The sequence below is a fragment of the Gilliamella sp. B3482 genome, from assembly GCF_026536805.1.
Lineage (GTDB): Bacteria > Pseudomonadota > Gammaproteobacteria > Enterobacterales > Orbaceae > Gilliamella > Gilliamella apicola_E.
The window spans coordinates 72,210-96,842 of record NZ_JAFNNL010000003.1 but is presented as its reverse complement, the minus strand read 5'-3'; the positions used below and the strand labels follow the sequence as shown (position 1 = coordinate 96,842).

The 24,633-nt window shown below is 34.7% G+C and carries 22 protein-coding genes and 1 pseudogene; 11 read left to right on the top strand and 12 right to left on the bottom strand.

The annotated features are described in order from the left end of the window. Position 1 precedes the first annotated feature (1 nt). Genes J3U18_RS05895 through J3U18_RS05885 form a run of 3 tightly spaced genes read right to left on the bottom strand, consistent with a single transcriptional unit; the run spans position 2 to position 5,023 of the window. Positions 2-1,132: an ABC transporter permease gene (locus tag J3U18_RS05895; protein ID WP_267331060.1), complete on the bottom strand. Its 1,131-nt coding sequence runs from the start codon at positions 1,130-1,132 to the stop codon at positions 2-4. 5 nt (positions 1,133-1,137) lie between these two features. Beyond that, positions 1,138-3,936 carry a ribosome-associated ATPase/putative transporter RbbA gene (rbbA, locus tag J3U18_RS05890; RefSeq protein WP_267331906.1) on the bottom strand — a complete coding sequence of 933 codons (2,799 nt, stop codon included), beginning with the start codon at positions 3,934-3,936 and terminating at the stop codon, positions 1,138-1,140. 13 nt (positions 3,937-3,949) lie between these two features. After that, the gene (locus tag J3U18_RS05885; RefSeq protein WP_267353219.1) at positions 3,950-5,023 is read right to left on the bottom strand and encodes an HlyD family secretion protein; all 1,074 of its coding nucleotides are present in this window, start codon (positions 5,021-5,023) and stop codon (positions 3,950-3,952) included. Between the two features lie 538 nt (positions 5,024-5,561). Between J3U18_RS05885 and argE the strand changes: the two genes are divergently transcribed. Beyond that, a complete protein-coding gene (gene argE, locus J3U18_RS05880; protein ID WP_267353218.1) occupies positions 5,562-6,719 on the top strand; it encodes an acetylornithine deacetylase in 1,158 nt (385 codons plus the stop codon). A 45-nt stretch (positions 6,720-6,764) separates the two neighbouring features. On the opposite strand, the gene J3U18_RS05875 is transcribed toward argE, so the two are convergent. Continuing rightward, positions 6,765-7,112 carry a winged helix-turn-helix transcriptional regulator gene (locus tag J3U18_RS05875; protein ID WP_267353217.1) on the bottom strand — a complete coding sequence of 116 codons (348 nt, stop codon included), beginning with the start codon at positions 7,110-7,112 and terminating at the stop codon, positions 6,765-6,767. A 107-nt stretch (positions 7,113-7,219) separates the two neighbouring features. Between J3U18_RS05875 and J3U18_RS05870 the strand changes: the two genes are divergently transcribed. Continuing rightward, a complete protein-coding gene (locus J3U18_RS05870; RefSeq protein WP_267353216.1) occupies positions 7,220-7,780 on the top strand; it encodes an NAD(P)H-dependent oxidoreductase in 561 nt (186 codons plus the stop codon). Between the two features lie 519 nt (positions 7,781-8,299). Here the strand turns inward: J3U18_RS05870 and rnz are convergent. Together rnz and J3U18_RS05860 are read right to left on the bottom strand one after the other, a co-directional pair. Further along, positions 8,300-9,217: a ribonuclease Z gene (gene rnz, locus J3U18_RS05865; RefSeq protein ID WP_267353215.1), complete on the bottom strand. Its 918-nt coding sequence runs from the start codon at positions 9,215-9,217 to the stop codon at positions 8,300-8,302. Positions 9,218-9,223: 6 nt separating this feature from the next. Further along, entirely contained in the window at positions 9,224-9,451 is a 228-nt protein-coding gene (locus J3U18_RS05860; RefSeq protein WP_065562077.1) for a YccJ family protein, read from the bottom strand. Between the two features lie 76 nt (positions 9,452-9,527). Between J3U18_RS05860 and yaaA the strand changes: the two genes are divergently transcribed. Next, positions 9,528-10,295 carry a peroxide stress protein YaaA gene (yaaA, locus tag J3U18_RS05855; RefSeq protein ID WP_267353214.1) on the top strand — a complete coding sequence of 256 codons (768 nt, stop codon included), beginning with the start codon at positions 9,528-9,530 and terminating at the stop codon, positions 10,293-10,295. Between the two features lie 7 nt (positions 10,296-10,302). After that, the gene (locus J3U18_RS05850; protein WP_065562079.1) at positions 10,303-11,256 is read left to right on the top strand and encodes an AEC family transporter; all 954 of its coding nucleotides are present in this window, start codon (positions 10,303-10,305) and stop codon (positions 11,254-11,256) included. 5 nt (positions 11,257-11,261) lie between these two features. Here J3U18_RS05850 and J3U18_RS05845 read toward each other — a convergent pair whose 3' ends face one another. Then, the gene (locus J3U18_RS05845) at positions 11,262-12,119 is read right to left on the bottom strand and encodes a carboxylate/amino acid/amine transporter (RefSeq protein ID WP_267353213.1); all 858 of its coding nucleotides are present in this window, start codon (positions 12,117-12,119) and stop codon (positions 11,262-11,264) included. 261 nt (positions 12,120-12,380) lie between these two features. Between J3U18_RS05845 and J3U18_RS05840 the strand changes: the two genes are divergently transcribed. Next, positions 12,381-13,973, top strand: coding sequence for an ABC-F family ATPase (locus J3U18_RS05840; RefSeq protein WP_220226014.1), 1,593 nt, complete (start codon positions 12,381-12,383; stop codon positions 13,971-13,973). Between the two features lie 61 nt (positions 13,974-14,034). On the opposite strand, the gene J3U18_RS05835 is transcribed toward J3U18_RS05840, so the two are convergent. Next, positions 14,035-14,376, bottom strand: a complete 342-nt coding sequence (locus tag J3U18_RS05835) for a YggL family protein (protein ID WP_065562082.1) — start codon at positions 14,374-14,376, stop codon at positions 14,035-14,037. A 26-nt stretch (positions 14,377-14,402) separates the two neighbouring features. Next, positions 14,403-15,689 (bottom strand): ATP-dependent RNA helicase RhlE, encoded by a 1,287-nt coding sequence (gene rhlE / locus J3U18_RS05830; protein ID WP_267353212.1) that lies wholly within the window; start codon positions 15,687-15,689, stop codon positions 14,403-14,405. 452 nt (positions 15,690-16,141) lie between these two features. Between rhlE and nikA the strand changes: the two genes are divergently transcribed. From nikA to J3U18_RS05800, 6 genes are read left to right on the top strand one after another with little or no spacing between them, the layout of a single operon-like run. Next, on the top strand, positions 16,142-17,707 hold the full coding sequence (gene nikA / locus J3U18_RS05825; RefSeq protein ID WP_267331901.1) for a nickel ABC transporter substrate-binding protein: 1,566 nt from the start codon (positions 16,142-16,144) through the stop codon (positions 17,705-17,707). Between the two features lie 23 nt (positions 17,708-17,730). Beyond that, positions 17,731-18,675, top strand: a complete 945-nt coding sequence (opp1B, locus tag J3U18_RS05820) for a nickel/cobalt ABC transporter permease (protein ID WP_267353211.1) — start codon at positions 17,731-17,733, stop codon at positions 18,673-18,675. After that, positions 18,672-19,502, top strand: coding sequence for a nickel/cobalt ABC transporter permease (gene opp1C / locus J3U18_RS05815; protein WP_267353210.1), 831 nt, complete (start codon positions 18,672-18,674; stop codon positions 19,500-19,502). The genes opp1B and opp1C overlap by 4 nt, the downstream gene beginning before the upstream one ends. Further along, the gene (locus tag J3U18_RS05810) at positions 19,499-20,341 is read left to right on the top strand and encodes an ABC transporter ATP-binding protein (protein WP_267353209.1); all 843 of its coding nucleotides are present in this window, start codon (positions 19,499-19,501) and stop codon (positions 20,339-20,341) included. Before opp1C ends, J3U18_RS05810 begins: the two co-directional genes overlap by 4 nt. Then, positions 20,341-21,114 (top strand): ABC transporter ATP-binding protein, encoded by a 774-nt coding sequence (locus tag J3U18_RS05805; RefSeq protein WP_220226009.1) that lies wholly within the window; start codon positions 20,341-20,343, stop codon positions 21,112-21,114. The genes J3U18_RS05810 and J3U18_RS05805 overlap by 1 nt, the downstream gene beginning before the upstream one ends. Positions 21,115-21,117: 3 nt before the next feature. Next, positions 21,118-22,431: an MATE family efflux transporter gene (locus J3U18_RS05800; RefSeq protein ID WP_267353208.1), complete on the top strand. Its 1,314-nt coding sequence runs from the start codon at positions 21,118-21,120 to the stop codon at positions 22,429-22,431. A gap of 91 nt (positions 22,432-22,522) precedes the next feature. Here J3U18_RS05800 and J3U18_RS05795 read toward each other — a convergent pair whose 3' ends face one another. The 3 genes and pseudogenes from J3U18_RS05795 to J3U18_RS11905 form a co-directional block, all read right to left on the bottom strand. Continuing rightward, positions 22,523-22,948: a hypothetical protein gene (locus J3U18_RS05795; RefSeq protein ID WP_141673904.1), complete on the bottom strand. Its 426-nt coding sequence runs from the start codon at positions 22,946-22,948 to the stop codon at positions 22,523-22,525. Positions 22,949-23,140: 192 nt separating this feature from the next. Beyond that, positions 23,141-23,347, bottom strand: coding sequence for a hypothetical protein (locus J3U18_RS05790; RefSeq protein ID WP_065562090.1), 207 nt, complete (start codon positions 23,345-23,347; stop codon positions 23,141-23,143). Between the two features lie 262 nt (positions 23,348-23,609). After that, positions 23,610-24,628: pseudogene (locus J3U18_RS11905) on the bottom strand (alpha/beta hydrolase). Positions 24,629-24,633: the final 5 nt, after the last annotated feature.

Sequence of the window (24,633 nt, the reverse complement as noted above, 5' to 3'; positions counted from 1 at the left end):
TCTAAGAACCCATATTAACAATTGAATTACGAAAACGCTTAAGCGCAATAAGAAAGAACACACTACCAATAGCTAATAACCAAGCATAAGATGTCCAAACAACACTAAAGCCAGCTCCTCGATACAAAATTGCTTGCCCTAATTCAACAAAATGCGTTGTTGGTGCAAACAGCATGATATTTTGGACCACCTCAGGCATACTTTCACGTGGTGTACTACCACCAGAAAGCATCTGTAAAGGTAGAAGAATCAAAATAAATAACATGGCAAATTGTGCTGTTGATTTAGCGACAGTAGCCATAAAAATACCAAGTGACGTTGTCACGAATAAATGTAGAGCAGCCCCAATTAAAAACAAGGTAATCGAACCTTCAATCGGAACATTTAGCCAACCATGAACAACAACTAAGAGTGCCCCCCATGTTGAAACAAGCACGACAAGCCCCATCGACCAAACTTTTGATATCATGATTTGAAGTGGTGTAACTGGCATTGAAAGCAAGTGATCGATAGTACCATGTTCACGCTCCTTCATTAAAGCTGCGCCAGTTAAAATAATCGACAACGTGGTCACAATATTGATGATTTCCATAACGGAACCAAACCAAGAACGGGTCAAGTTTGGATTAAATGCAGCATGAACTTCAATATTCACCGGCAAACTGGTGGGTTTATCGATTTGATTGAAATATTTTGTTATTTCGTTGGTCACAATTTGGGTAATATAACCATTCCCAACAAAAGCCTGCCCCATTCGTGTTGCATCAATATTAAGTTGAATTTCTGGACTTTGATTATTTAACACATCGCGTTGAAAGTTAGGCGGAATATTCAATGCAAAAGTATAACTATCGGTATCCATACCTCGATCAACTTCATCCATAGAGTTTAGTTTTACCGGTTGGTTAAACATGGGTGGATAAAACGCCGCAATAATTTGTCTGGATAATGGCGAATCATCTTCATCAACTACCGCAATCGACGCATGATGAAGCGAGTCTGAAGTTGCTGTTGCTGCAGTATAGATATCAAGCGTAAAACAGTAGGCAATTAACAGCAACATAATTGGATCACGAATCAATCCCCATAACTCTTTAATGCCTAAGCGATAAATATTAATAAAACTTTGCATAATATCTATCCTTCTTGTTTCTTGAGGAGGAATATACTTGCACCAAGTATAATCGGTATGGTGATCAGCAAGGCAAATATTGAGTTATGTAAATCAAAAAATCCTAATGCCTTATTAAAGACTCCTCGAGCAATAATAAGCATATGGGTTGTTGGATAAACTTCACCAATATATCGTCCACTACCTTCTAAAGATGCAACCGGATTAAGCAAACCAGAAAATTGTATCGCTGGTAACATGGTACCAACACAGGTTAAAAAGATAACCGCAATTTGACTGCGTGTAACTGTCGAAGCAAGTAATCCAAAGCCTGTTGCAATAATACAATAAGCTAATCCAGCCAAACACAAAGTTAACAAGCTGCCTTTAATTGGTACGCCAAATATTGTCACCGCCATAAGCAGCAATAATAAAAAGCTAAGCATCGAAATCACAATATATGGAACCTGCTTACCTAATAAAAATTCAGTTTTGGTGACAGGCGTAACATATAAGTTAATTATCGACCCCATCTCTTTTTCACGCACTACGGATAGTGCAGCTAACATCGATGGAATCATTAATAATAAAATAGGAATAACCGCAGGTACCATAGCTTGTAAACTTTTGATATCGGGATTATAACGATATCGAGTTTCGATATTTGCCAATGAACTTGATGTTGTTCCGGTAGTCATTTTAATTTTGTCACTTAACCAAGCAAGATGCATTCCTTGTACATATCCTTTAATCGTATCGGCACGCAAAGGCATTGCACCATCAATCCATATTCCAATACTAACCGGATCACCACGTTGAATATCTCGACCAAAATTTGGTGGAATCTCAATAGCTAATGCTATCTCATTACTTCTCATCCTATGATCCATATCATCATAATCAAGGATTGGCGGTTTCTCGATAAAATAGCGCTTAGATCCAGAAAGATTGGTAATATAATTTTGACTGGTAATAGTTTGATCACGATCTAACACCGCAAAATTTAAATCTTCTACATCCATGGTGATACCATAGCCCATTACCAACATTAAGATAGCTGAACCTAAAAGTGCCAACAAAGCTCGCAATGGATCGCGCGATAGCTCTAAAGTTTCACGCCACATACACCCAATCATCCGAGTTAAGCTAAATCCCTGTAGGTGAGCATCTTGCGTTGTATTAGCTTGTTTATTGGTTAAAGTTTTAGGCTCTTCACTTGCTTTTTCATCACTATTGGTATCATCTGCACCAGCATCAACTAAATAACGAATAAAAGCTTCTTCCAGCGTTTTAGCATTTTTGGAATGGATGATATTATCAGGAGTATCACTGGCTAATACTTTACCAGCATGCATGAGTGAAATCCTATCACAGCGTGCCGCCTCATTCATAAAATGGGTAGTAATAAATACTGTAACTTTATCTTTTCGGGAAAGTTCGATAATTAAACGCCAAAAGTCATCCCGAGCAATGGGATCAACCCCGGAAGTCGGTTCATCTAGGATAAGAATCTCAGGATTATGAACCACCGCAACAGATAAAGAAAGTCTTTGCTTAACCCCTAACGGTAGACTATCTGGTAAACTTTTTAATTCATTTTCCAAGCCAAAACGCTTAACTAACTCCTCAACTCTTGCAGGAATTTTGCTTTCTTCAATACCAAATAGACGGGCATGTAAAACTAAGTTTTGCTCAACCGTTAATTCACTGTAAAGCGAAAAAGCCTGAGACATATAACCTAAATGACGTCTAACATTAATATCACTTGCATCAACCGGTTTACCAAATAACCAAGCTTCACCTGAGGATATTGGTAATAACCCTGTTAACATCTTCATCGTTGTGGATTTACCGCAACCATTCGATCCTAAAAAACCAAATATTTCGCCTTGTTTAATTGAAAAGTTAACATGGTCAACCGCAACAAAATCACCAAATTGCTTGGTTAAACCTTTTGCCTCAATCGCCACTTGTAAATCTTTATTTAAATCTAATGGGGGAATTTCAACCGATTCATAACCTTCTCTAGCATCTTCTGGCATCAATTGAATAAAGGCATCATCTAAATTATCTTTACCAGTTTTGGCTAATAATGCTTGAGGCGTGCCTGTTTCAAGAATCTTACCGCCATACATTGCAACCAGCCAATCAAAGTTTTGCGCTTCATCCATATAAGCTGTTGCAACAATCACGCTCATTTGTGGTCGTTGTTCACGAATTTTATTGATTAATTGCCAGAATTGCGCGCGAGAAAGAGGATCGACCCCTGTTGTTGGTTCATCAAGAATAAGTAAATCAGGATCATGAATCAAGGCAGAACATAAGCTGACTTTTTGTTTCATCCCTCCAGAAAGGCGACCTGCGGGTCTAGATAAAAAAGGATACAACCCAGTGCTTTTAGTTAATTCATCAATACGACGGCGTCTTTCGGCGGCATCATTACCAAATAAACGAGCAAAAAATTGCAAATTTTCTTCAACTGAAAGTGTAGGATAAAGGTTTTTCCCTAATCCTTGTGGCATATAAGCAATACGGGTACAGACGTTTTTACGATGGGATTTATCTTTCATGTCACCATCTAAAACGTAAACTAATCCCTCTTGAATGACATGTGCGCCCGCTATTAATGATAATAAGCTAGATTTACCAACACCATCAGGACCAATTAGTCCCACCATACATCTAGGCGGGATGGCAATACTAACATCATTAAGCGCACACGTTTTTTTATAATGTAACGATACATTACTTACATTTACAACAGCATCATCAATGGCCTTACCTTCAGCAAGTAACGTCAAATCCTTTTTATTTGACTCTGACATATGCTATCTCCAATTATTTAGTTTGGCATTTTGCAACATCAGATAAACCTGAAGGCCACTCCGTATTAGGATCTAGTCTTACCCAAGCCACACCAGGAAGGCCGGTTTTAACATGAGTTATATAGCATTTTAACAATTCTGGACTTAATTGTGCTTTCACTCTAAACATGAGTTTTTGACGTTCATCTTTAGTTTCAACAGTTTTAGGCGTAAATTGCGCAACGCTTGAGACAAATGAAATTTTGGCTGAAATTGCTTTATTGGGTAAAGCATCAAGAACTAATCTTACTTCGTCACCAATTCCGACTTTACCTGCAATTGTTTCTGGTAAAAAGAAAGTTAAATAAACATCTGAAAGATTAACCAGATTTAACACTTTACCGCCTGAAGGTAAAACTTCACCGGGTTGAGCGATTCGATATTGAATACGTCCATCAACTGGTGCAGTTAATGTACTGTCATCAATATCCGCTTGGATTTGATTAATATTTGCTTGCGCTACGTTTATAGCTGATTTAGCACTTTCTACACCGGCTTGCGCAGCTTCAATGGCTGCATCGGCAGCGGTAACTTGTGATTTAGCAGAGTCTAATGCTGCTTTTGCACTATTTACTTTAGCGGTATCATCATCAAATTGTTGAACTGAAATTGCCCCTTTTTGATAAAGGGCTTTTGTTCGTTCTAAATGCTTATTGGCAATATCTAAATCACTTTCTCTTTGAGTAACGCCAGCTAAAGCCGCCACTTTATCACTCATTTTTAAGGCAACTTGAGCTCTAGATGTTGCTTCATTACTCAAGGCTTGTCGATATTGTGCTTGAGCTTCATTTAACTGAGCTTGTAATGTATCTGTTTGCATAACAACTAAAGGTTGACCCACCTTAACAAAATCACCCTCATCAACATTAATTTTTTCAATTCTACCGGCTAACTTGGCTGAGATATTGATTTCAGTTGCTTCGATACGTCCATTACCGCTAGTAAAATCTGAACCATATCCATCAGGCTTAAATTGTTGCCATAAGATAAATCCAATAGCAACAACTACAACTGCGATAATAATCCATTTTTTATTTATTTGTTTCATGAATAACACCTATTCTAAAATAACAATTTATAATAAATATTAACGAAAAATTTAACCGTTATAATCTATTTATTTTCAATTTACGCATAATAGCAAATGTTTTTTACAAATAGAATCGACTCTAAATGTAAACGCAGTAAATGCTAAAAATCAGTAAATTACTATTGGGAAAAGTTAGCATTAGAAAATCATCACCATTAATCACTCTAATTCGATCTAAAAAAGTGTTATCACAGCTAATAAATTCTTTTATAACGCATCAATATCGGTCTCAACTTTAAATGGAAAGTGATGTACATTCACTAATATGGCAACCTAAAATAATTTAATCTTCACTTTCTATTATTTTATAAGTGATTAATAATTAATTTTTTAATTCATGCTGATATAAAATAAGCTATCATGTAAACCATTTTGAATTATTGTATTTTAAATCTTAGTTTTTTGAATCTTAGTATTTTGCATTCTAGTATTAACGCTAAGCTCATTGAACAAAGAATGATCAAAGCTAAACGTTATTATTTAATAAGGTGAATTTATGGCAATCCCCTCTTTTTTGACAATTTATAATGAATTGATATCCACTCCAACTATTAGTAATGTCACCAACGAAAAATTGGATTATTCCAATAAACCTTTAATAGACAAATTAGCGACATGGTTTGCGGATTTAGGATTTATTGTTGATGTTCAAGCCGTCCCTAACACACGTCATAAATTCAATATGCTGGCAACTTATTCAAATAGTGAAAACAAAAGCCAAGGAGGCCTACTACTAAGTGGCCATACCGATACCGTTCCTTTTGATGATGGACAATGGAGCAAAGATCCATTTAAGTTAACAGAAGATAATAACAAACTTTACGGATTAGGCACGGCCGATATGAAAGGATTTTTTGCTTTTATTCTAGATGCTTTGCGAGATATTGATCTAAAAAAACTCACCAAACCAATTTATGTACTAGCTACCGCAGATGAAGAAACCTCAATGGCTGGTGCATCATTTTTTGCCAAACAAACTGAATTGAAACCTGATTGCACCATAATTGGTGAGCCTACTTCATTAATTCCTATACGAGCTCATAAAGGATTTATCTCCAATTCAATAAAAGTGATTGGAAAATCAGGTCACTCAAGCGATCCAGACAAAGGTATTAATGCTATAGAAATTATGCATTTAGTCATTGAACGTCTATTAATCCTTAAACAAAAATTCAAAGAACAATATCATAATGAAGGCTTTAGTGTCCCCTATCCAACCTTAAATTTAGGTGTGATTCATGGCGGTGATGCTGCAAACCGAATATGCGGGTGTTGTGAATTAATTATTGATATAAGAGTATTACCTGATAATAATGTTGACTCGATTTATAACGCATTATGTGAAACACTAAAACCCGTTATGGATAAATACCCTAATCGTATTTCAGTAGAATATGAAGTATCACCCATTCCAGGATACGAATGTAAAAAAGATCACCCTGCATTGCAGCACATTGAAAATTTAGTGGGTCATCAAGCACAAACTGTCAATTACAGTACTGAAGCGCCTTATTTAAATCAAATTGCGCCAACCATAGTTTTAGGTCCTGGCTCTATTGAACAAGCTCATCAACCAGACGAGTTTATTTCAATGGACTTTATAAAACCAACAAAATTAACGATAGAAAATTTGATCAAAGATTTCTGCCTTTAATCATATAAAAACGCCGACATCGTCGGCGAATGAAGTTACTTTAAATTAGGATATTTTGTCATCTTTATGGTTATTTCCCCATTGGCAAAGCATATCTAAAATCGGTACCAAAGATTTACCTCGGTCTAATAACCCATATTCCACTTTAGGGGGAATTTGCGGATATTCTTTTCTGAAAATCAATTTATCCCTTTCCATCTCTTTTAAAGTATTACTTAGCGTTTTAAATGAAATGTCATTAATACTTCGTTTAAGTTCATTAAATCGCATTGATGGTTGATTTTCGTTTAACCAATAAAGAATAACAATCTTGTACTTTCCTCGAATCATTGAGAGTGTGTAATTAAATCCACTATTCTCAAAATGATCTTCGGTACAATGATGATTTTCCATGTTTACACTCTCCCTAAAGATAGTACATAACTGTAATTACCGTACTTTAAAAATAATTGTATCAATACTATGATGACTCAATTATAAATAGATAAGAGATATTTACAATGAAACGGACTTTAGTGATTATTGCTCACCCAGATTTAGCTTCTTCAAATGTTAACCGATGCTGGTTTAATAAATTAAATCAATATCATGATCAAATAACCTTGCATGATCTTTATTCACACTACCCCTCACATAAAATAGATCCGAGTTTTGAGCAAAACTTAATTGAAAATCATCAAAACTTAGTTATTCAATTTCCAATATATTGGTTTAATTGCCCGCCATTATTAAAACAGTGGCTGGATGAGGTTATGACTTATGGTTGGGCATTTGGTTCTTCAGGAAACAAATTAAAAAATAAAAAAGTAGGATTAGCGGTTTCGGCGGGGATAAAGGAAGCTGATTACTGCGAATCTGGACATTATAAATATAGGCTCGAACAAATTCTAAGACCATTCGAATTAACAATGAATTATGTTCAAGCTGATTATCAGCCCATTTTTGCGATTTATGGCGCGAATAATGAGCCAGATTACCCAGATAAAATCACACAAAACGATATAGAAAAAAGTGCCGATAATTATGTAAATTGGATGAAAAAATTAGGGATATTAATTTAGAATTTATCACTAAACTTTCTTAATACACCTTATTAAGAAATATCCTTGGCTAAAAGATAGTAAATATAGCGCATTTTATTCAAGATCTCCCAAGAAGATTTATTAATCTTATTCTGTATAGAAAAATAAGACGGTATAGACTCCTTGATATTTTTTACAAAATCGAGGCTCTCGAAAATTAATTATCTTTTTAACAAAGGATGTTAACTCATACAGAATCAGCTAACCGACAAAATTGGCTTATCATACTATATTTGAAAAAAAGTGACGGTATAGACTCCTCAATATTTTTTACAAAATCTTGGCTTTTTAAGATGAATTATTTTTTTACGAAGGAAGCTAACTCATACAAAATTAAATAACCGACAAAATTGGCTCATCATACTATATTTGAAAAAAAGCGACGGTATAGACTCCTCAATATTTTTTACAAAATTGAGGCTTTTTAAGATGAATTATTTTTTACCAAGGAAGCTAACTTATACAAAATCAACTAGCCGACAAGATCGGCTCATTTTACTATACTTCAAAAGTAGCAAAGTCAGTTGCGATTTCAGTGGGCGCAAAAATATTCCTAGCCTCACTGACTAATTTTGTTTTGTCATTCAAGCTATAGCGAGGACTAATATGCGTAATAATAAGGCGCCTAGCATCAGCTTGTTTGGCAATAGTTGCCGCGTGTACAGTTGTGGAATGTCCTCGCTCAAGCGCCTTTTCTTCAAGAGCTTGCTCTTGGGTTGCTTCATGGATTAACAAATCGACATCCTGAGCTAAATCAATTGAAGCCTGACAAGGAATAGTATCGCCTAAAATAGCAATTTTTTTACCTTTTCTAATGGTTTCTAGATAGTCCTTACCATGAATAATCCTACCATCTTCTAACGTAACGGTTCGACCTTCTTTTAAATCACGATAAAAAGAACCAATGTGAATGTTATCCTTTTTTAACTTATCAATGTCCAATGACGCTGGCAGATCTTTTTCAATAATCCGATACCCAAAACACGGAACACGATGCGCTAATAATTTGGCTTCAACGCGAAACTTATTATCCTCAAAAACCAAACCATCTTGCTCAAGTTCAATAATATTTAAAGGATAAGTCAGCCAAGAATAACTAATATCAATAACAGTTTGAATAAATTGCTTAATGCCTTTTGGACCAACTAAGGTCAATGGCGATTGGTTTTGCATCAAAGAACGAGTTGTTAACACGCCAGGTAAACCAAACAGATGATCACCATGTAAATGTGTCAAAAAAATCATCTCTAATTTAGCCAGACTAAATTTGGCCTTTTGCATTTGCATTTGAGTCGCTTCACCGCAATCAAAAAGCCATAAACGCCCTCTTTCCTGCCGGAGATCAAGCATAATACTGCTAACATTGCGTTCAGCTGTTGGTGACCCAGCACTCGTTCCTAAAAAAGTTAATTTCATAAAAGATTAAACGTTTTTGCGCTCAATGGTTTGTTCACCCCAGAAGAGTTTGTCTGCTTTAGTTTTAGAAAAAGCGAGTTTTAAGACTTCATCGCTACCTTCTTCCCAAATTTGCTCAGCGAGTTTTTCATCATTTTTAGCTAATTCAAAAATAGCTTCAGCTATCTCAATAGAAGTTTCACGAATGCTGGCCCAAGATCGAATTTCATGTATTTCTTTTTTAGTACTATTCATATTTCTTCTCCTTATTTGCTAAGATTAGATGTAAAATAAACCCAATTGGTACAAAACACAATAGGTGGTATTTTTTATGCTAACAATTATTTCTCCATCCAAAACGCTTGATTATCAAACTCCTTTAATTACCAAACAACATAGCTTACCCGAATTTTTAGAATCGACTAAACAACTTATTGATATTTGTAAAAAACTTAGCAGCGATGACTTGGCTAAACTAATGTCGATCAGCCCAAAACTTGCCACTACCAATTATGAACGTTTTCAGAACTGGCATACTGACTTCAATTTTGATAATGCAAGGCAAGCTATTCTGGCTTTTAAAGGTGATGTTTATGAGGGTTTGCATGTAGAAGATTTTAATGATGCCGATCTAAAATTTGCACAATCTCATTTACGCATTTTATCAGGATTATATGGCTTATTACGACCACTTGATTTAATTCAACCCTACCGTCTAGAAATGGGTATTCGCCTTAAAAATGGTAATAATACTAATCTATATCAATTTTGGGGTGATAAGTTAACAGAGTGTTTAAATTACGAGTTGGCAAAATCAACCAATCCAACGTTAATTAATTTAGCTTCTAATGAATATTTCAAAGCAATTAAACAACTCAAAGCGAAGGTTATTCAACCCATCTTTTTAGATAAAAGTAAAAATGATTATAAAGTGATCAGCTTTTATGCTAAAAAAGCACGAGGTTTGATGAGTCGATTTATTATAAAAAATAGCATTAATAACAGTGACGATATTAAAAGTTTTAATTTAGAAGGCTACCAATTTGATTCAAAACGCTCAACTGAATTAGAATGGTACTTCACCCGAAATCACGCATAAAAGTAACATGGAATTTCTAATCACATTATGGCAACAGTTTTTAACTACATTGCCTCTGTTCGTTTTGATTTTATTAGGCTACATAGCAGTTAGAGCCGGTCGTTGGCAAAAAACGGTGACCGATAGTGTTACCAAATTTACGTTTTATATTGCCTTCCCAATTATGTTATTTCAGATTATGAGCCATTTTTCAGAGCATTCTGAAATTGATGCCAATCTTTTATTGGTCTTTTTTGGTGGCTCATTTATTGTGTTTGCATTAGGCTGTTTTATTGCGGTTAAATTTTTCAAACTCAATGGCTCGCAAAGTACCATGTTTGCAATGGGTGGAATTTATACCAATACTGTGTTTGTGGGCATACCAATTATCAAAATGTTATTAGGCGAAAAAGCCATTCCGATTGTTGCTATTATTGTGATTTTTAATGCGTTAATTTTATGGACATTAGCCACGGTATCCATCGAATTTGTCCAGATGGGAAAATTATCGACTAAAGGATTTATAAAAGCATTTAAAAATGTAGCAAAAAATCCGATTATTATTGGTATTTTTGCAGGAATAGTTGTCAATTATGTACACATTCCACTACCTTTCTTCATCAATCAAGCGACGAAGATGGTAAGCGATATGACAGCGCCTCTCTCATTAATCGTTTTAGGAATGGGGCTTGCTGAATATAAGATCCGCGATGATTTACCGATCACCATAGCCATTTGTGTTTTAAAACTATTTATCTTACCGATTGTGACCTATATTTTAGCGATAATAGTCGGATTACCACTTTTAGAACTGCAAGTTATTGTATTACTAAGTTCGGTATCAATTGCGATAAATTGTTATATGATGGCAAGACAGTTTGAGGTATTGCAAGGTCCTATTGCTTCAAGTTTATTGATATCAACGGCATTATCATCCGTGACAACACCGCTAATTCTATCAATAATGTTACAGTTTGCTTAGAAAAATTAATTTGCCTCTAGCTTTTTGAATTTATGATGCAAGATCAAAGCAGAAACAATAATTGCACTACCTAGCGCAAATCGGCCCCAATCAATCGATTGGTGCCAAATAATAACATTAACTAAAATACCAGTTGGAATAACCAAATTATTCATAATGGCAAGCGTACCCGAATCGACTTTGGTTGCGCCATAATTCCATAAAAAATAGCATAATCCAGATGCCACAACCCCAAGCCAAATAATTATCCCCCATTGTAATTGGGTAGTGGGTAATTTTTCGGGATTGCCAAATAAAAACCAGCCAATACTAGCCACCAGTATTGCGCCTAAATAGACCCATGCAAAAGCTTGATGTTGCGGTAATGGATAAAGCTCCATAATACGTTTATATCCAACCTGTCCCAAGGCAAAAACTATATTAGCGCCCTGAATCAGGAGAAAACCGATAATAAAATCTCGACTAATATGATCGTAACGAATAACGGCTGCGCCAATTACAGCTATAACAGCGGTTAATAGATAAACAAGTCTGAGTCGATGTCCTTGCAAGAAATCATAAATTAGCGTGACATAAATTGGCGTTGAAATAGTAAATAATAACACTTCAGGTACTGAAATATATTGGAAAGAGTTGTAATAAAAAAAGTACATAATACCTAATTGACAAGCACCAACGCCCATCAACAACACCATCTGTTTTACAGAAATACCTTTAAAGCGTAAAAAAGGAATAAAGGTTAAAAAAGCCAGCAAGACGCGCATTACAACTGCAAACCACGTATCAACTTGCCCACTTAGATGAACAGCAATGAAACTAAATGAAAACGACCAAACTATCGTCACAAAAATAAGATAATACATATTAAATTCTTATTGATAAAAGAAAGTTTGGCATAGTATCAATTCGGCTTATTAATGTAAACAGTAATAAGGATGATATGTTTACTAATCAAAAAAAGTTGAGGAGCGGGGTTTTTGAAACATAAATTTAGTAACAAAAGTGCTAAAAATCGCTTTATTATGGCATAATGTGCGCCAAATCACAGTTTAGCCACTTCACTTTAAGCTTAAGAAAAATGCTTCAAGTACGAGTTGCACAAATCAATTCGAGAGTAATTATCCGTGTTAACAACAAGTAATATCACAATGCAATTTGGCAGTAAGCCACTATTTGAAAACATTTCAGTAAAATTTGGTAATGGTAATCGTTATGGACTAATTGGCGCCAATGGTAGTGGTAAGTCCACGTTTATGAAAATTATTGGTGGCGATCTTGTGCCAACCTCAGGTAATGTTTCACTTGATCCACATGAACGCTTAGGTAAACTTCGCCAAGATCAATTTGCTTTTGAAGAATATAGCGTACTTGATACCGTCATTATGGGGCACACCGAATTATGGCAAATTAAACAAGAGCGTGACCGTATCTATTCATTACCTGAAATGAGTGAGGAAGATGGTTTTAAGGTTGCAGATTTAGAAACCCAATATGCTGAAATGGACGGTTACAGCGCTGAATCACGCGCGGGTGAATTACTCCTCGGAGTGGGGATACCAATTGAGCAACATTATGGATTAATGAGTGAAATCGCTCCGGGTTGGAAATTGCGAGTATTGCTAGCCCAAGCCCTATTTTCTAATCCAGATATTTTATTACTCGATGAACCGACCAATAACTTAGACATCGATACTATTCGCTGGTTAGAAGATACCTTAAATGAACGTGAAAGCACGATGATTATCATATCGCACGATCGTCATTTTCTTAATATGGTCTGTACTCATATGGCTGATATGGATTACGGTGAATTACGTATCTATCCTGGTAATTATGATGATTATATGACCGCCTCTACTCAAGCGAGAGAACGGCTATTAGCGGATAATGCGAAAAAGAAAGCACAAATTAGTGAACTACAATCGTTTGTTAGTCGTTTTAGTGCTAATGCGGCAAAATCCAAACAAGCAACCTCACGTGCAAGACAAATCGAGAAAATCAAATTAGAAGAAGTGAAAGCATCAAGCCGACAAAATCCGTTTATTCGTTTTGAACAGGATAAAAAACTGTTTCGTAATGCTCTGGTCGTTGAAAATCTCACTAAAGGATTTGATAACGGACCACTATTTAAAAATCTCAATTTAATGGTTGAAGTTGGCGAAAAAGTGGCTATTTTGGGGACTAATGGTATTGGTAAAACTACCTTACTAAAAACCCTTATGGGCGAATTAGTGCCAGAACAAGGTGATATTAAATGGTCAGAAAATGCCAATATTGGCTATTACGCACAGGATCATGAATACGAATTTGACGAGGATCTAACCGTATTTGATTGGATGAGTCAATGGAAACAACCAACCGATGATGAACAAGCAGTGCGCAGCATTTTAGGTCGCTTATTATTTTCACAAGATGACATTAAAAAGCAAGTTAAAGTCCTATCTGGTGGTGAAAAAGGACGTATGTTATTTGGTAAATTAATGATGCAACGTCCAAACATTATTGTCATGGATGAACCAACCAACCATTTGGATATGGAATCAATTGAATCGTTAAATATGGCATTAGAGCTTTATCAAGGAACGCTATTTTTTGTGTCGCACGATCGTGAATTTGTTAGCTCACTTGCAACAAGAATTGTTGAAATCACGCCGGAAAAAGTCATTGATTATACCGGTAATTATGAGGATTATTTGCGTAGCCAAGGAATTGAGTAACGTTAAAATCCATAAAAATAGCCACATTAGTGGCTATTTTAGTATTTATTCAATTTAGAAATTAAAATTCTAATTCATCCCACCAAATATCAATTAAATTGCTGGTTTTGACATTTTTTAAGCCATGGCTTTCAAGCCATTTAGTGACAACGTCACGATTTTCTTCAGTGCAATTACCCAATTTTTGCGTACAAATGATACCTTTCCAGTTTAAATACCCGCTACCTTCGTAAGCCAAACCATTTGCTTGTATTGCTTCAATGATGAATTGATCAACAACGTTATCAATAGTGTCTTCACTCGTCCCTTCGTCAAATGACCAACTTACGGTAAAACCTAACTCTTTAAACTCTTCAATATGTAATTTTTTTCTTAAACGACGACTGCGATTAACCTTAGCCATAATAATATCCTTCTACTTTAGAAAATTTAGTTAGTTTTAGAATATGTATGATGGCTAGATTGCTTCATACTATTCTGGTTATTTTTAGAAGATCGAGTTTTATCAACACGTCTTCTTTTTGCTGGAGCAGGCTTGGCTTTTTTTGCTGGCTCCGCTTTAATTCGAGGATCGACTTCAAATCCTTGAGTAAAAATTTCTGGAATCGTTTTTTTAATCAATTTCTCAATTGATTTTAATTGGGAAAGCTCATCAATACAAACTAATGATATTGCCTGCCCCTGATTTTGTGCCCGTCCGGTTCGACCGATACGATGAACATAATCTTCTGCAACTTGAGGTAATTCATAATTAACAACATAAGGCAATAACTCAATATCTAAGCCTCTGGCAGCGATATCGGTAGCAACGAGGGCGCGTATTTGTCCTGACTTAAAATCAGCCAAAGCTTTAGTTCTTGCTCCTTGGCTTTTGTTACCATGAATTGCCGAGGCTTTAATACCATCTTTAGTAAGCTGTTCGGCAAGATGATTAGCGCCGTATTTCGTTCGCGTAAAAACTAATACCTGTTGCCATTGGTTTTTACCAATTAAATAAGAAAGAAGTTCACGTTTACGGCGTTTATCAACTCGGTGGATATATTGAGTAATTTGCTCAGATGCACTATTGGTTTTGGCTACAGCGATCGATTCGGGTGAATTTAAAATTGTATTAGCTAATGACTTTATTTCATCAGAGAATGTCGCTGAAAAAAGTAAGTTTTGTCGCTTTTTAGGTAATTTAGCGATCACTCGACGAATATCATGAATAAAGCCCATGTCTAACATGCGATCCGCTTCATCAAGTACTAATATTTTTACTGTAGAAAGATCCACCGCATTTTGATGAACCAAATCTAATAGCCGACCCGGTGTTGCAATTAAGATATCCACCCCACCTCGAAGTTTCATCATTTGAGGATTGATACTTACTCCACCAAACACCACCAAAGAACGAATAGATAGATATCGGCTATAATCCCGAATATTTTCACCTATTTGCGCAGCTAATTCACGAGTGGGCGCCAAAATTAGCGCATATAAAGGACGCTTTCCTCTTTTAGGTTCTGTATTAAGTTGCTTTTCATGCAATTTTTGTAAAATAGGTAAACCAAAACCCGCTGTTTTTCCTGTACCAGTCTGAGCACTCGCCATTAAATCTTTACCTGACAAAATTACTGGAATAGCTTGTTGTTGAATGGGGGTTGGATCGGTATAGTTTTGTTCTTCAATAGCTTTTAAAATCTTGGCATCTAAGCCAAGAGAGTCAAATGACATGCAATGATTCCTAAATAAACGTGAAATAAATTATTCAAAGCTATTATAAAGCAATTCAATAATAAATGTTTGAATATTTAACGAGGCATAGAACAGACACAATTTAGCGATTTATATTGGCAATGATTTTCTCTTTTTCTTCTCTATTAAAATTAGATAGATCAATCTAAACTCAATTTTGGGGCTGCCAAACAATGGTAATTAAATGCTTAATTATATTTTTTGTTTATTCATAAAGACTTTTAAAAAGTCTTAGGCTATATTTTTAACTAATCAAGTTAACTTTATTTAGATTTAAACTTAATTAGATTTAAATCAATTAATAGAATTTGATAAAATGAATGCCATGATTTTTAAAATGTTTTTTATAAAAAACATACAGGTGATATTTATTATCATTCTCATTTATGTTACTATCTCGCTCCTAATCCCAATAAATTAATGGACTAAATATGTTTTTTAATTTCACTCGTATAAAAAATCTACTTTTAGCATTAGTTTTAGCTAGCGTTAGTATTAACTGTTTTGCTAAAGATGATATTACTTTTGCTAATTTTCGTGATATTCGTGACTTAAACCCTCATCTCTATTCCGGTGAAATGTGGGCGCAAAATATGTTGTATGAATCATTGGTTCATTATAACGAGGATGGCACTTTTTCACCTTGGCTTGCAGAAAGCTGGACTATTACTAACGAAGGTAAAACTTATACGTTCAAACTAAGAAAAGACGTGACATTTAGTGATGGCGCAAAATTTGATGCGCACAGTGCAAAACTGAATTGGGATGCCGTGTTATCAAACAAAGTTCGTCACACTTGGCTTGAAATGGTTCGCTTAATTACTGAAATCAAAGCAGTAGATGATTATACCCTACAAGTTAACCTTTCCGAACCCTATTACCCTTTTATGATTGAAATTGCCGTAACCCGACCGATGCGCTTTATTTCACCTAATTCTATGATTGATGGTGAAACTAAAAATGGCGTTAAATCTTACATTGGTACCGGCCCTTATGTATTAGGTGATCATAAGAAAGATCAATATGCAGTGTTTAACGCTAATCCAACTTATTGGGGAACTAAACCATTACTCAATAAAGTGACCATGAAAGTTATTGCTGATAACCAAAGCCGATTAATGGCACTCGAAAAAGGTGAAATCGATCTCATCTATGGTAAAAATATGGTTGATGCAGATTCATTTGAACGTTTTTCAACAATGGATAAGTTTCAGACTTTAATGTCTAAACCTGTATCTAGTCGAATTGTATTAATGAACACGACTCGTGACCAACTAAGTGATGTTAATGTCCGCCAAGCGATTGAACATATCATTAGTAAAAAAGATATTTCAGAAGGTATTTTCAATAATAGTGAAGCACCTGCTGATACTTTAATGGCAACCAATATTCCTTATGCTAATATTGGGTTAAAACCTTATGTATATGACACTAAATTAGCCGAAACGCTACTTGATAAAGCGGGTTGGGTAAAAGTTAAAGGCCAAAATTATCGTCAGAAAGATGGCAAACCTTTTGAAATCACACTTTATTATGATAGTAACACCGCTTCACAAAAAACAATTGCTCAATATATGCAAGATGAGTTTGAGCAGGTTGGATTAAAGCTTAATATTCACGGTGAAGAAGAGCAAGGTTATCGTGATCGCCAAAAAGCGGGGGATTTTGATATGGTATTTGATATCTCATGGGGTACACCATATGATCCACAATCATTTTTATCTGGTATGAAACTACCTGTTTATGGTGACTATATGGCTCAACAGGGCTTAAAAGAGAAACCGCAAATCGATGCAAGTATTAGTAAAGCATTAATTTCAACAGATGAAAAAGAGCGACAAGATCTTTTCCGTTACGTGCTTGAAACATTACATAATGAAGCGGTTTACATACCATTAACTTATGAACGAAATCGAGCTATTGCTGTTAAATCTTTAAAAGGTATTGAATTTGCGCCTTCTCAATTTGATATTCCATTTGAGAAAATGCATTTTTAGTACATAAATATTTTTGATCAATAATGTTAAATTATATTGTTAAACGTTTAACGATGATGATACCGATATTATTCGGTATCTCTTTTATCGCTTTTTTGCTTATCAATCTAGCCCCTTCCGATCCTGCTGAAGTTGCCTTACGCTTAAATGAAATAATGCCAACCCCAGATGCTATTGAAAGTATGCGTCAGGAATTAGGATTAAATAAACCTTTTTTTGAACGATATTTTACTTGGCTATATGACGTTTTACATCTTGATTTTGGGCGTTCGTTTATTCATCGTGACAGATTAGTTTGGGATGAAGTTATCCGTAGCTTAATTCCTACATTAGTTTTAGCAATGTCGTCATTTCTATTTACACTTATTATCAGTTTAGTTTTGGGTGTGTTATGTGCAATCTTTGCTAATTCAGCATTCGATCATATTGTTCGAATTATTATTTTTTTAGGTACCGCAATGCCTAGTTATTGGTTAGGTTTGCTATTTATTTGGCTGTTTGCTACTTATTTAGATCTATTGCCAACCAACGGGTATGGAACCTGGCAGAACCTGATTTTACCGACGTTAACTTTGTCGTTTGTTTACATCTCAACGTATATTCGTTTTATCCGTAATAATATGCTGGAAAATATGCATAATTATTCGATCTTTTATGCCCGTAGTCGAGGTTTGAAAGAGAGAACCATCATTCTTAAGCATGTATTAGTCAATTCACTACATACCACAATTACCGCATTAGGTATGACCATTCCACAATTAATTGCAGGGTCTTTTGTTGTCGAATATATATTTTCTTGGCCTGGCTTAGGAAGATTATGTATAGCCGCTATTATGAATCGCGACTATCCAGTAATTCAGGCTTACATATTAATTATGGCCATTTTATTTGTAGTATGTAACTTTATTGTTGATGTTATTCATCAATGGTTAGATCCACGATTACGAAGTAATGGTGGCTCTGTATGAATTTAATTAAGCAAGTAATTAGCAATAAAACCGCTTTAGTTTGTTTGATAATCATCATTTCAATAATTGTTTTAGGTATATTAGCGCCTTATATTGCACCTTTTGATCCAAATAAAGTTCGCATAGTGCGAAAATATGCCGCTATATCGAGCGAGCATTGGCTTGGCTGTGACCACCTTGGACGTGATATTTTTTCTCGGTTACTTTATGGTATCCGTTCTACCCTATTCTTATCTCTGTTAACCATGATTATCACAATAATTGTTGGTAGTATCATTGGTCTTATTTCTGGTTATCAACGAGGTGAACTTGACGAATGTATTATGCGTCTTTGTGACATCATGTTGTCATTTCCGAGCCAAGTGATGATTTTAGCTATAGTTGGTGTTTTAGGTGTGGGTATTGAAAACATTATTATTGCTAATATTGTAGTCAAATGGGCTTGGTATAGTCGAATGATCCGAAGTTCAGTAATTAAATATAGCAGAAAAAACTATATCCTTTTTTCACGAGCAATTGGTGCACCTCATTCTTTTATCATTTATCGTCATTTATTGCCTAATGTCATGTCCGAAGTAGTTATATTGGCTACCTTAGACACTGGCTGGGTGATATTGAATATTTCAGCGTTATCCTTTATAGGATTAGGCGTCCAAGCGCCTACTGCCGAATGGGGACTAATGTTAAGTGAAGCAAAAAACGTAATGACTCAGCACCCTATGCAGATGGTTTATCCTGGTATAGCTATTTTAATTGTTGTAGCGGCATTTAATATGTTAGGTGATTGTTTACGAGATATCTTAGATCCTAAGGAAAAAACAGCATGAGTAGCCCATTGTTAGCAGTAAAGCAACTGACCGTTACGCTTAATAATGGTAACAAGTTACTTGATGATATATCTTTTACCGTCAATCATCATAAATGTTTAGGTATTGTTGGAGAAAGTGGCAGCGGTAAAAGTTTAACCTGCAAAGCAATCATCGGCTTATTAGAATCCTATTTTAGCGTGACAGGACAAATCCTGTTCAAACAGGCTAATTCAATTTTAGATCTGCTAAAACAGAATGAAAAGACATTAAGACCAATTCGCGGTAGTGCTATTTCGATAATATTACAACAACCTATGATTGCTTTTGATCCGCTTTATTGTATTGGCAAACAAGTAGTTGAAACCCTTCAAGCTCATCTCACTATCAATAAAAATGATGCTATTGCTAAAACCTTATTGATGATTGAAAATATAGGGCTCGATAATGCCAAAGAGATTTATAAAAAATACCCGCATCAGTTAAGTGGTGGTATGTTACAACGCATAATGATTGGTATGGCATTAGTACTTGAACCTGAGCTTATTATTGCCGATGAACCAACAACCGCATTAGATTCAATTAGTCAGTTTTATATTTTAAAAATGCTTGAAGAGATAAAATCTAAAACGACTATGATTTTTATTTCTCACGATTTAGGTGTAATTCATCATATTGCCGATGATATTATCGTAATGAATAAAGGTAAAATTGTTGAATCTGGCAGCCGTGATCAGATTTTTTATCATCCCAAACATGAATATACTCGTTACCTGATTGATACTCGCAAGCAATTATTGAATAAATTTAATACGGTTATTTACGCTAATAATCCAAATTTAATCTCGGAGACAATTTGATGCCACCGTTATTGCAAGTTGTAAATGTAAAAAAATCGTTTTTGAAACCTGGTATATTTAGCCATAAAAAAAACACAATTATCAAAAATGTATCATTCGATTTAAAACAAGGTGAGTGTCTTGGTATTATTGGTGAAAGTGGTAGCGGAAAAAGTACATTAGGAAAGCTGATTTTAGGCCTTGAGAAACCTGACAGTGGCAAAATCTATTTTAGCGGGCAAGATATTAACAAACGTACATGGAATAAAGCAGCTATACGCAAAAATATCAGTGCAGTATTTCAAGATTATAATTCTTCGGTTAACCCATATTTTAATGTCGGCCAAATTATTGCTGAGCCACTTGATATTTACGAAAAGCTATCAAAAGAGGAACGTCAGCATCGTATCAATGCGTTATTAGAACAAGTTGGATTAGACCATTCTTTTTATGAACGGTTTCCTCACGAAATGAGTGGTGGTCAATTACAGCGTGTATGCATTGCCAGAGCAATAGCTTGCTCGCCTCAATTTATTTTATTTGATGAAGCGGTAAGCTCGTTGGATATCTCAGTTCAAAGCCAAATCTTAACATTACTTGCCGATCTACAAAAACAGCTAAATTTGACCAGTATCTTTATCACGCATGATTTAACTACAATTACTTATCTTTGTGATAAAGTTGCATTTTTTTATCAAGGTGAAATCGTGGAATACGTTGATAAAATAGAACAACTCAGTCAAGTTAAAAATCCTTATTCTAAACTGTTACTTGAATCAATTTTAGGTTTTTAAACAATGTCATCAACATCAAATTTGCAATATCAGTTTAAAGATTATATTAAATTAGTTATTCCATTTATTTTATCAACCATTACTACCCCTCTTCTTGGCGTGGTCGATACGGCTTTAGTCGGTCATTTACCCAATCCAGCTTTTATTGCTGGAATTGCGATAGGAACAGTAATATTTAATACTATTTATTGGTTATTTGGATTTTTAAGAGTAAGTACCACCGGTTTTGCCGCGCAAGCGTTGGATAATTGTTTGTTATTAAGATCGTCTCTTATTCGGCCGCTTTTTATCGCAATCTTTTTAGGTTTGGCATTTATAATTTTTCAAAAATTGATTTTTGTTGCTTCAATGCACATCATCAAACCGAATCAAGATGTTCAACATTATGCTGATATCTATTTTTCTATATTAATTTGGGGTGCACCTTTTGTTCTGATTAATTATGTCCTAGTTGGCTGGTTAATGGGGATATCCAAAATAAAAGCCGTTCTGTTTTTACAAGTGTTTATTAATTTACTCAACATTTTGATGGCAGTAATTTTTGTTTGGTGGTTTCATTGGGACATTAAAGGCGTAGCATTTGCAACATTAGTTGCACAAATATGTTGCACTTTAGTCGGTATTTGGTTTACCTGCCGTTATTTGCCTAAAAGTGAACAAAAAGTGGATTTAAGATCTATTTTGTCATGGCAATCATTAAAAGGTGTAATTCTAGTCAATACTAATTTAATGATTCGGACTATCTGCTTATTAATTGTAACTAACCACTTTATTTCTATTGGTTCAACGTTCAATACCGAAGTTTTAGCCGCCAATGCCATTTTATTTCAAGTTCACTATATGATGGCTTATCTATTTGATGGTTTTGCTAATGCTTCCAGCGTTTTCAGTGGACGAGCTAAAGGAAATAAAAATATCCACCTTTACAATCAAACTTTACGGTGGTCACTACAAGCCTGCATTATTTGCCCAATTATCTTAATTGCAATTTGGCTAACCTTCGATACAACCATCATAAAGTTATTAACCAATCAAACTAATATCATAACGCTATCGCTTCAATATCAATATTGGTTAATCATTTTTCCAATTGTTGCATCGGGTGGATTAATCTATTATGGTGTTTTTTCTGGAATCAGTTATACAACATCAATACGCGACTCAATGCTATTGGCGTTATTGGTTTGGTTTGTAGCACAATACATTACTGTACCAATCTGGGGAAACCAGGGTTTATGGTTAGCTTATAATCTATTTAGTTTTGGTAGGTCGATATTTTTAATTATCTGGATTAAAAAATCACGAGCCTATATTTAATTAAAAATGATAGCCAAATAGAAAACGTACTGCTATTAAGCCATATTTTCAGACTCTTCAATAAGGGAGGGAATTTGCATTCATGATTCAATCATAGACAAATTTCTTTTATTGATAATGTGACAGGAATTTTTCGTTTATCACTAAATTCAAACTGAAAAATAAAGCCGATATCATATGTATTTAATACATTAAATACGTCTGGTTTATCACAAAACTGACCTTTTATTCCTAATCTAACATTTTCTATAAATTCATTTAGTGCGGTATTTTTGCTATCAGTTGGCATTTTATATTCAAAAACAACATTATTGTTATTAGCTGAAATATTAGTTATTTCATAATCTGATTTGACTTTTAAAGGAAACTTTCCTTCATCGCCTAATAAAGATTTCTTTGCACTATCAGCTAATGCTTTGGAAATCTCAGCAGCATTATCTGTTTCAGACGCATGTACATTTGAAAATATTGCAAAACACAAAAATAAAATTGCCAATTTAATCACTTGCTTCATCATCAATACCTTAATCTAACAAATCTATATTTCCATTATTATAGTTTTAGAAATGATAACACATTTAAATTCTAACATAGTTTTATATAACTTTTTATTAAGTTGAAAGTTAATAATGTGTATATTTTCAACTATTTTAATCTTACCTTAAAACCAAAAAAGGTAACACATTGTGTTACCTTTTAAAGACAAAAATTATTTTTTATTTGGATGAGGATCTTTAACTGAATCTCCTTGCCCACTAACTATATACCAACCATTTTTACTATGTGGTTTTTTATTATGATCCGGACAAGGGGGTAACGATTTCTTACTTTGGTTGGAATAAATATATCCACAGTCAGCACATTTATAAGTGCCAGCTGAAACATCACTACCGTATGCAGCAAATTTTTGTACCATTATAAGCTCCTCCAGTATATTTAAGATAAGCGAATGCTTATCAGTGATATTTATAAGCTCTGATTAAAAAAAAAGCAAGTATGTTTTTAATCATAGTCGATACAATCGTTCTTAATTAAGTAATTTAATGGTTGTTTGATTTTAATTGGGATACATATGAAAACTTAATATATTTGTTGATAAAAAAGTTTGCTCCTACTCAATAGTCAATGATTTTTCCCTTCCAAAAGTTTTTAGTGTTTGACTATAGAGATAAAAATCCTCATATCAAACTATCTTTAAAAAACGTTTCTAATTTATCAAAGGGAATTTTATTGGTGGTATTATCATATAAATCAGTATGCACTGCATTAGGAATAATCACTAATTCTTTATTTTTGCTACCAACCATTTTAAACGCATCTTCTGAAAAGTAACGAGAATGTGCTTTTTCACCGGCGATAATTAATGTTGGGCAGTCAATTTCATGGGCATGATTCAATAAAGACTGATTAATAAATGAAAGTGGCATACTTAACACCCATGAACCATTCGGATTTGAATTGACAGAACGAATATGAAAACCACGTTTAGTGGTATAAAAACGAGAATAATCTGCAATAAATTGTGGTGTTTCATCCGTGATTTGATCAACGGTAATGTTGTTTCTTGGATTCAACGTTGCGTAGCTATTATTTGAATCGTCCCAGCGGCTATTATTCAATGACTTTTTCATTGCTAATCGTTGCCCTTCTGTCATGCTATCATTATAACCTTTAGAAATAACTCGACTCATATCGTACATGACAACGGTTGCTACCGCTTTAATTCGCGTATCAATCGATGAGGCATTTAAAGCCATACCCCCCATCCACAAATACCCAAAATGCCAATGTGCTCCCGCTCAATGCAATCTAAAGATCCAAGATAATCGATAGCGGCACTAAAATCTTCGGTATTGATTTCAACTGATGCTTGATTACGCGGTAATCCACTACTTTCACCAGTAAAAGAAGGATCAAATGCCAAAGCAATAAATCCTCGCTCTGCTAAAGTTTGCGCATAAAAACCCGATACCTGCTCTTTTACTGCGCCAAATGGTCCTGCGACAACAATAGCAGATAATTTATCTGGGCTGTTTTTGGGGCGATATAGATCTGCGGCAAGCGTAATGCCATAACGATTTTTAAACGTGACTTTAAAATGCTCAACTTTATCACTTTGTAGAAAAATCTTATCCCAACGTTGTTCTAACTGAATTGTCTGAGGTGGAACTGTAATTTGAGAATGTATATCATTCATGTCAA

Coding starts and splice junctions, on each gene's coding strand:
- J3U18_RS05835 (WP_065562082.1), bottom strand. CDS start 14,376: ATGGCTAAGGTTAATCGCAGTCGTCGTTTAAGAAAAAAATTACATATT.
- J3U18_RS05805 (WP_220226009.1), top strand. CDS start 20,341: ATGCCACCGTTATTGCAAGTTGTAAATGTAAAAAAATCGTTTTTGAAA.
- J3U18_RS05800 (WP_267353208.1), top strand. CDS start 21,118: ATGTCATCAACATCAAATTTGCAATATCAGTTTAAAGATTATATTAAA.
- J3U18_RS05860 (WP_065562077.1), bottom strand. CDS start 9,451: ATGAATAGTACTAAAAAAGAAATACATGAAATTCGATCTTGGGCCAGC.
- rnz (WP_267353215.1), bottom strand. CDS start 9,217: ATGAAATTAACTTTTTTAGGAACGAGTGCTGGGTCACCAACAGCTGAA.
- opp1C (WP_267353210.1), top strand. CDS start 18,672: ATGAATTTAATTAAGCAAGTAATTAGCAATAAAACCGCTTTAGTTTGT.
- rhlE (WP_267353212.1), bottom strand. CDS start 15,689: ATGTCATTTGACTCTCTTGGCTTAGATGCCAAGATTTTAAAAGCTATT.
- argE (WP_267353218.1), top strand. CDS start 5,562: ATGGCAATCCCCTCTTTTTTGACAATTTATAATGAATTGATATCCACT.
- J3U18_RS05850 (WP_065562079.1), top strand. CDS start 10,303: ATGGAATTTCTAATCACATTATGGCAACAGTTTTTAACTACATTGCCT.
- J3U18_RS05895 (WP_267331060.1), bottom strand. CDS start 1,132: ATGCAAAGTTTTATTAATATTTATCGCTTAGGCATTAAAGAGTTATGG.
- J3U18_RS05870 (WP_267353216.1), top strand. CDS start 7,220: ATGAAACGGACTTTAGTGATTATTGCTCACCCAGATTTAGCTTCTTCA.
- J3U18_RS05790 (WP_065562090.1), bottom strand. CDS start 23,347: ATGGTACAAAAATTTGCTGCATACGGTAGTGATGTTTCAGCTGGCACT.
- J3U18_RS05845 (WP_267353213.1), bottom strand. CDS start 12,119: ATGTATTATCTTATTTTTGTGACGATAGTTTGGTCGTTTTCATTTAGT.
- opp1B (WP_267353211.1), top strand. CDS start 17,731: ATGTTAAATTATATTGTTAAACGTTTAACGATGATGATACCGATATTA.
- J3U18_RS05875 (WP_267353217.1), bottom strand. CDS start 7,112: ATGGAAAATCATCATTGTACCGAAGATCATTTTGAGAATAGTGGATTT.
- nikA (WP_267331901.1), top strand. CDS start 16,142: ATGTTTTTTAATTTCACTCGTATAAAAAATCTACTTTTAGCATTAGTT.
- yaaA (WP_267353214.1), top strand. CDS start 9,528: ATGCTAACAATTATTTCTCCATCCAAAACGCTTGATTATCAAACTCCT.
- J3U18_RS05885 (WP_267353219.1), bottom strand. CDS start 5,023: ATGAAACAAATAAATAAAAAATGGATTATTATCGCAGTTGTAGTTGTT.
- rbbA (WP_267331906.1), bottom strand. CDS start 3,936: ATGTCAGAGTCAAATAAAAAGGATTTGACGTTACTTGCTGAAGGTAAG.
- J3U18_RS05810 (WP_267353209.1), top strand. CDS start 19,499: ATGAGTAGCCCATTGTTAGCAGTAAAGCAACTGACCGTTACGCTTAAT.
- J3U18_RS05795 (WP_141673904.1), bottom strand. CDS start 22,948: ATGATGAAGCAAGTGATTAAATTGGCAATTTTATTTTTGTGTTTTGCA.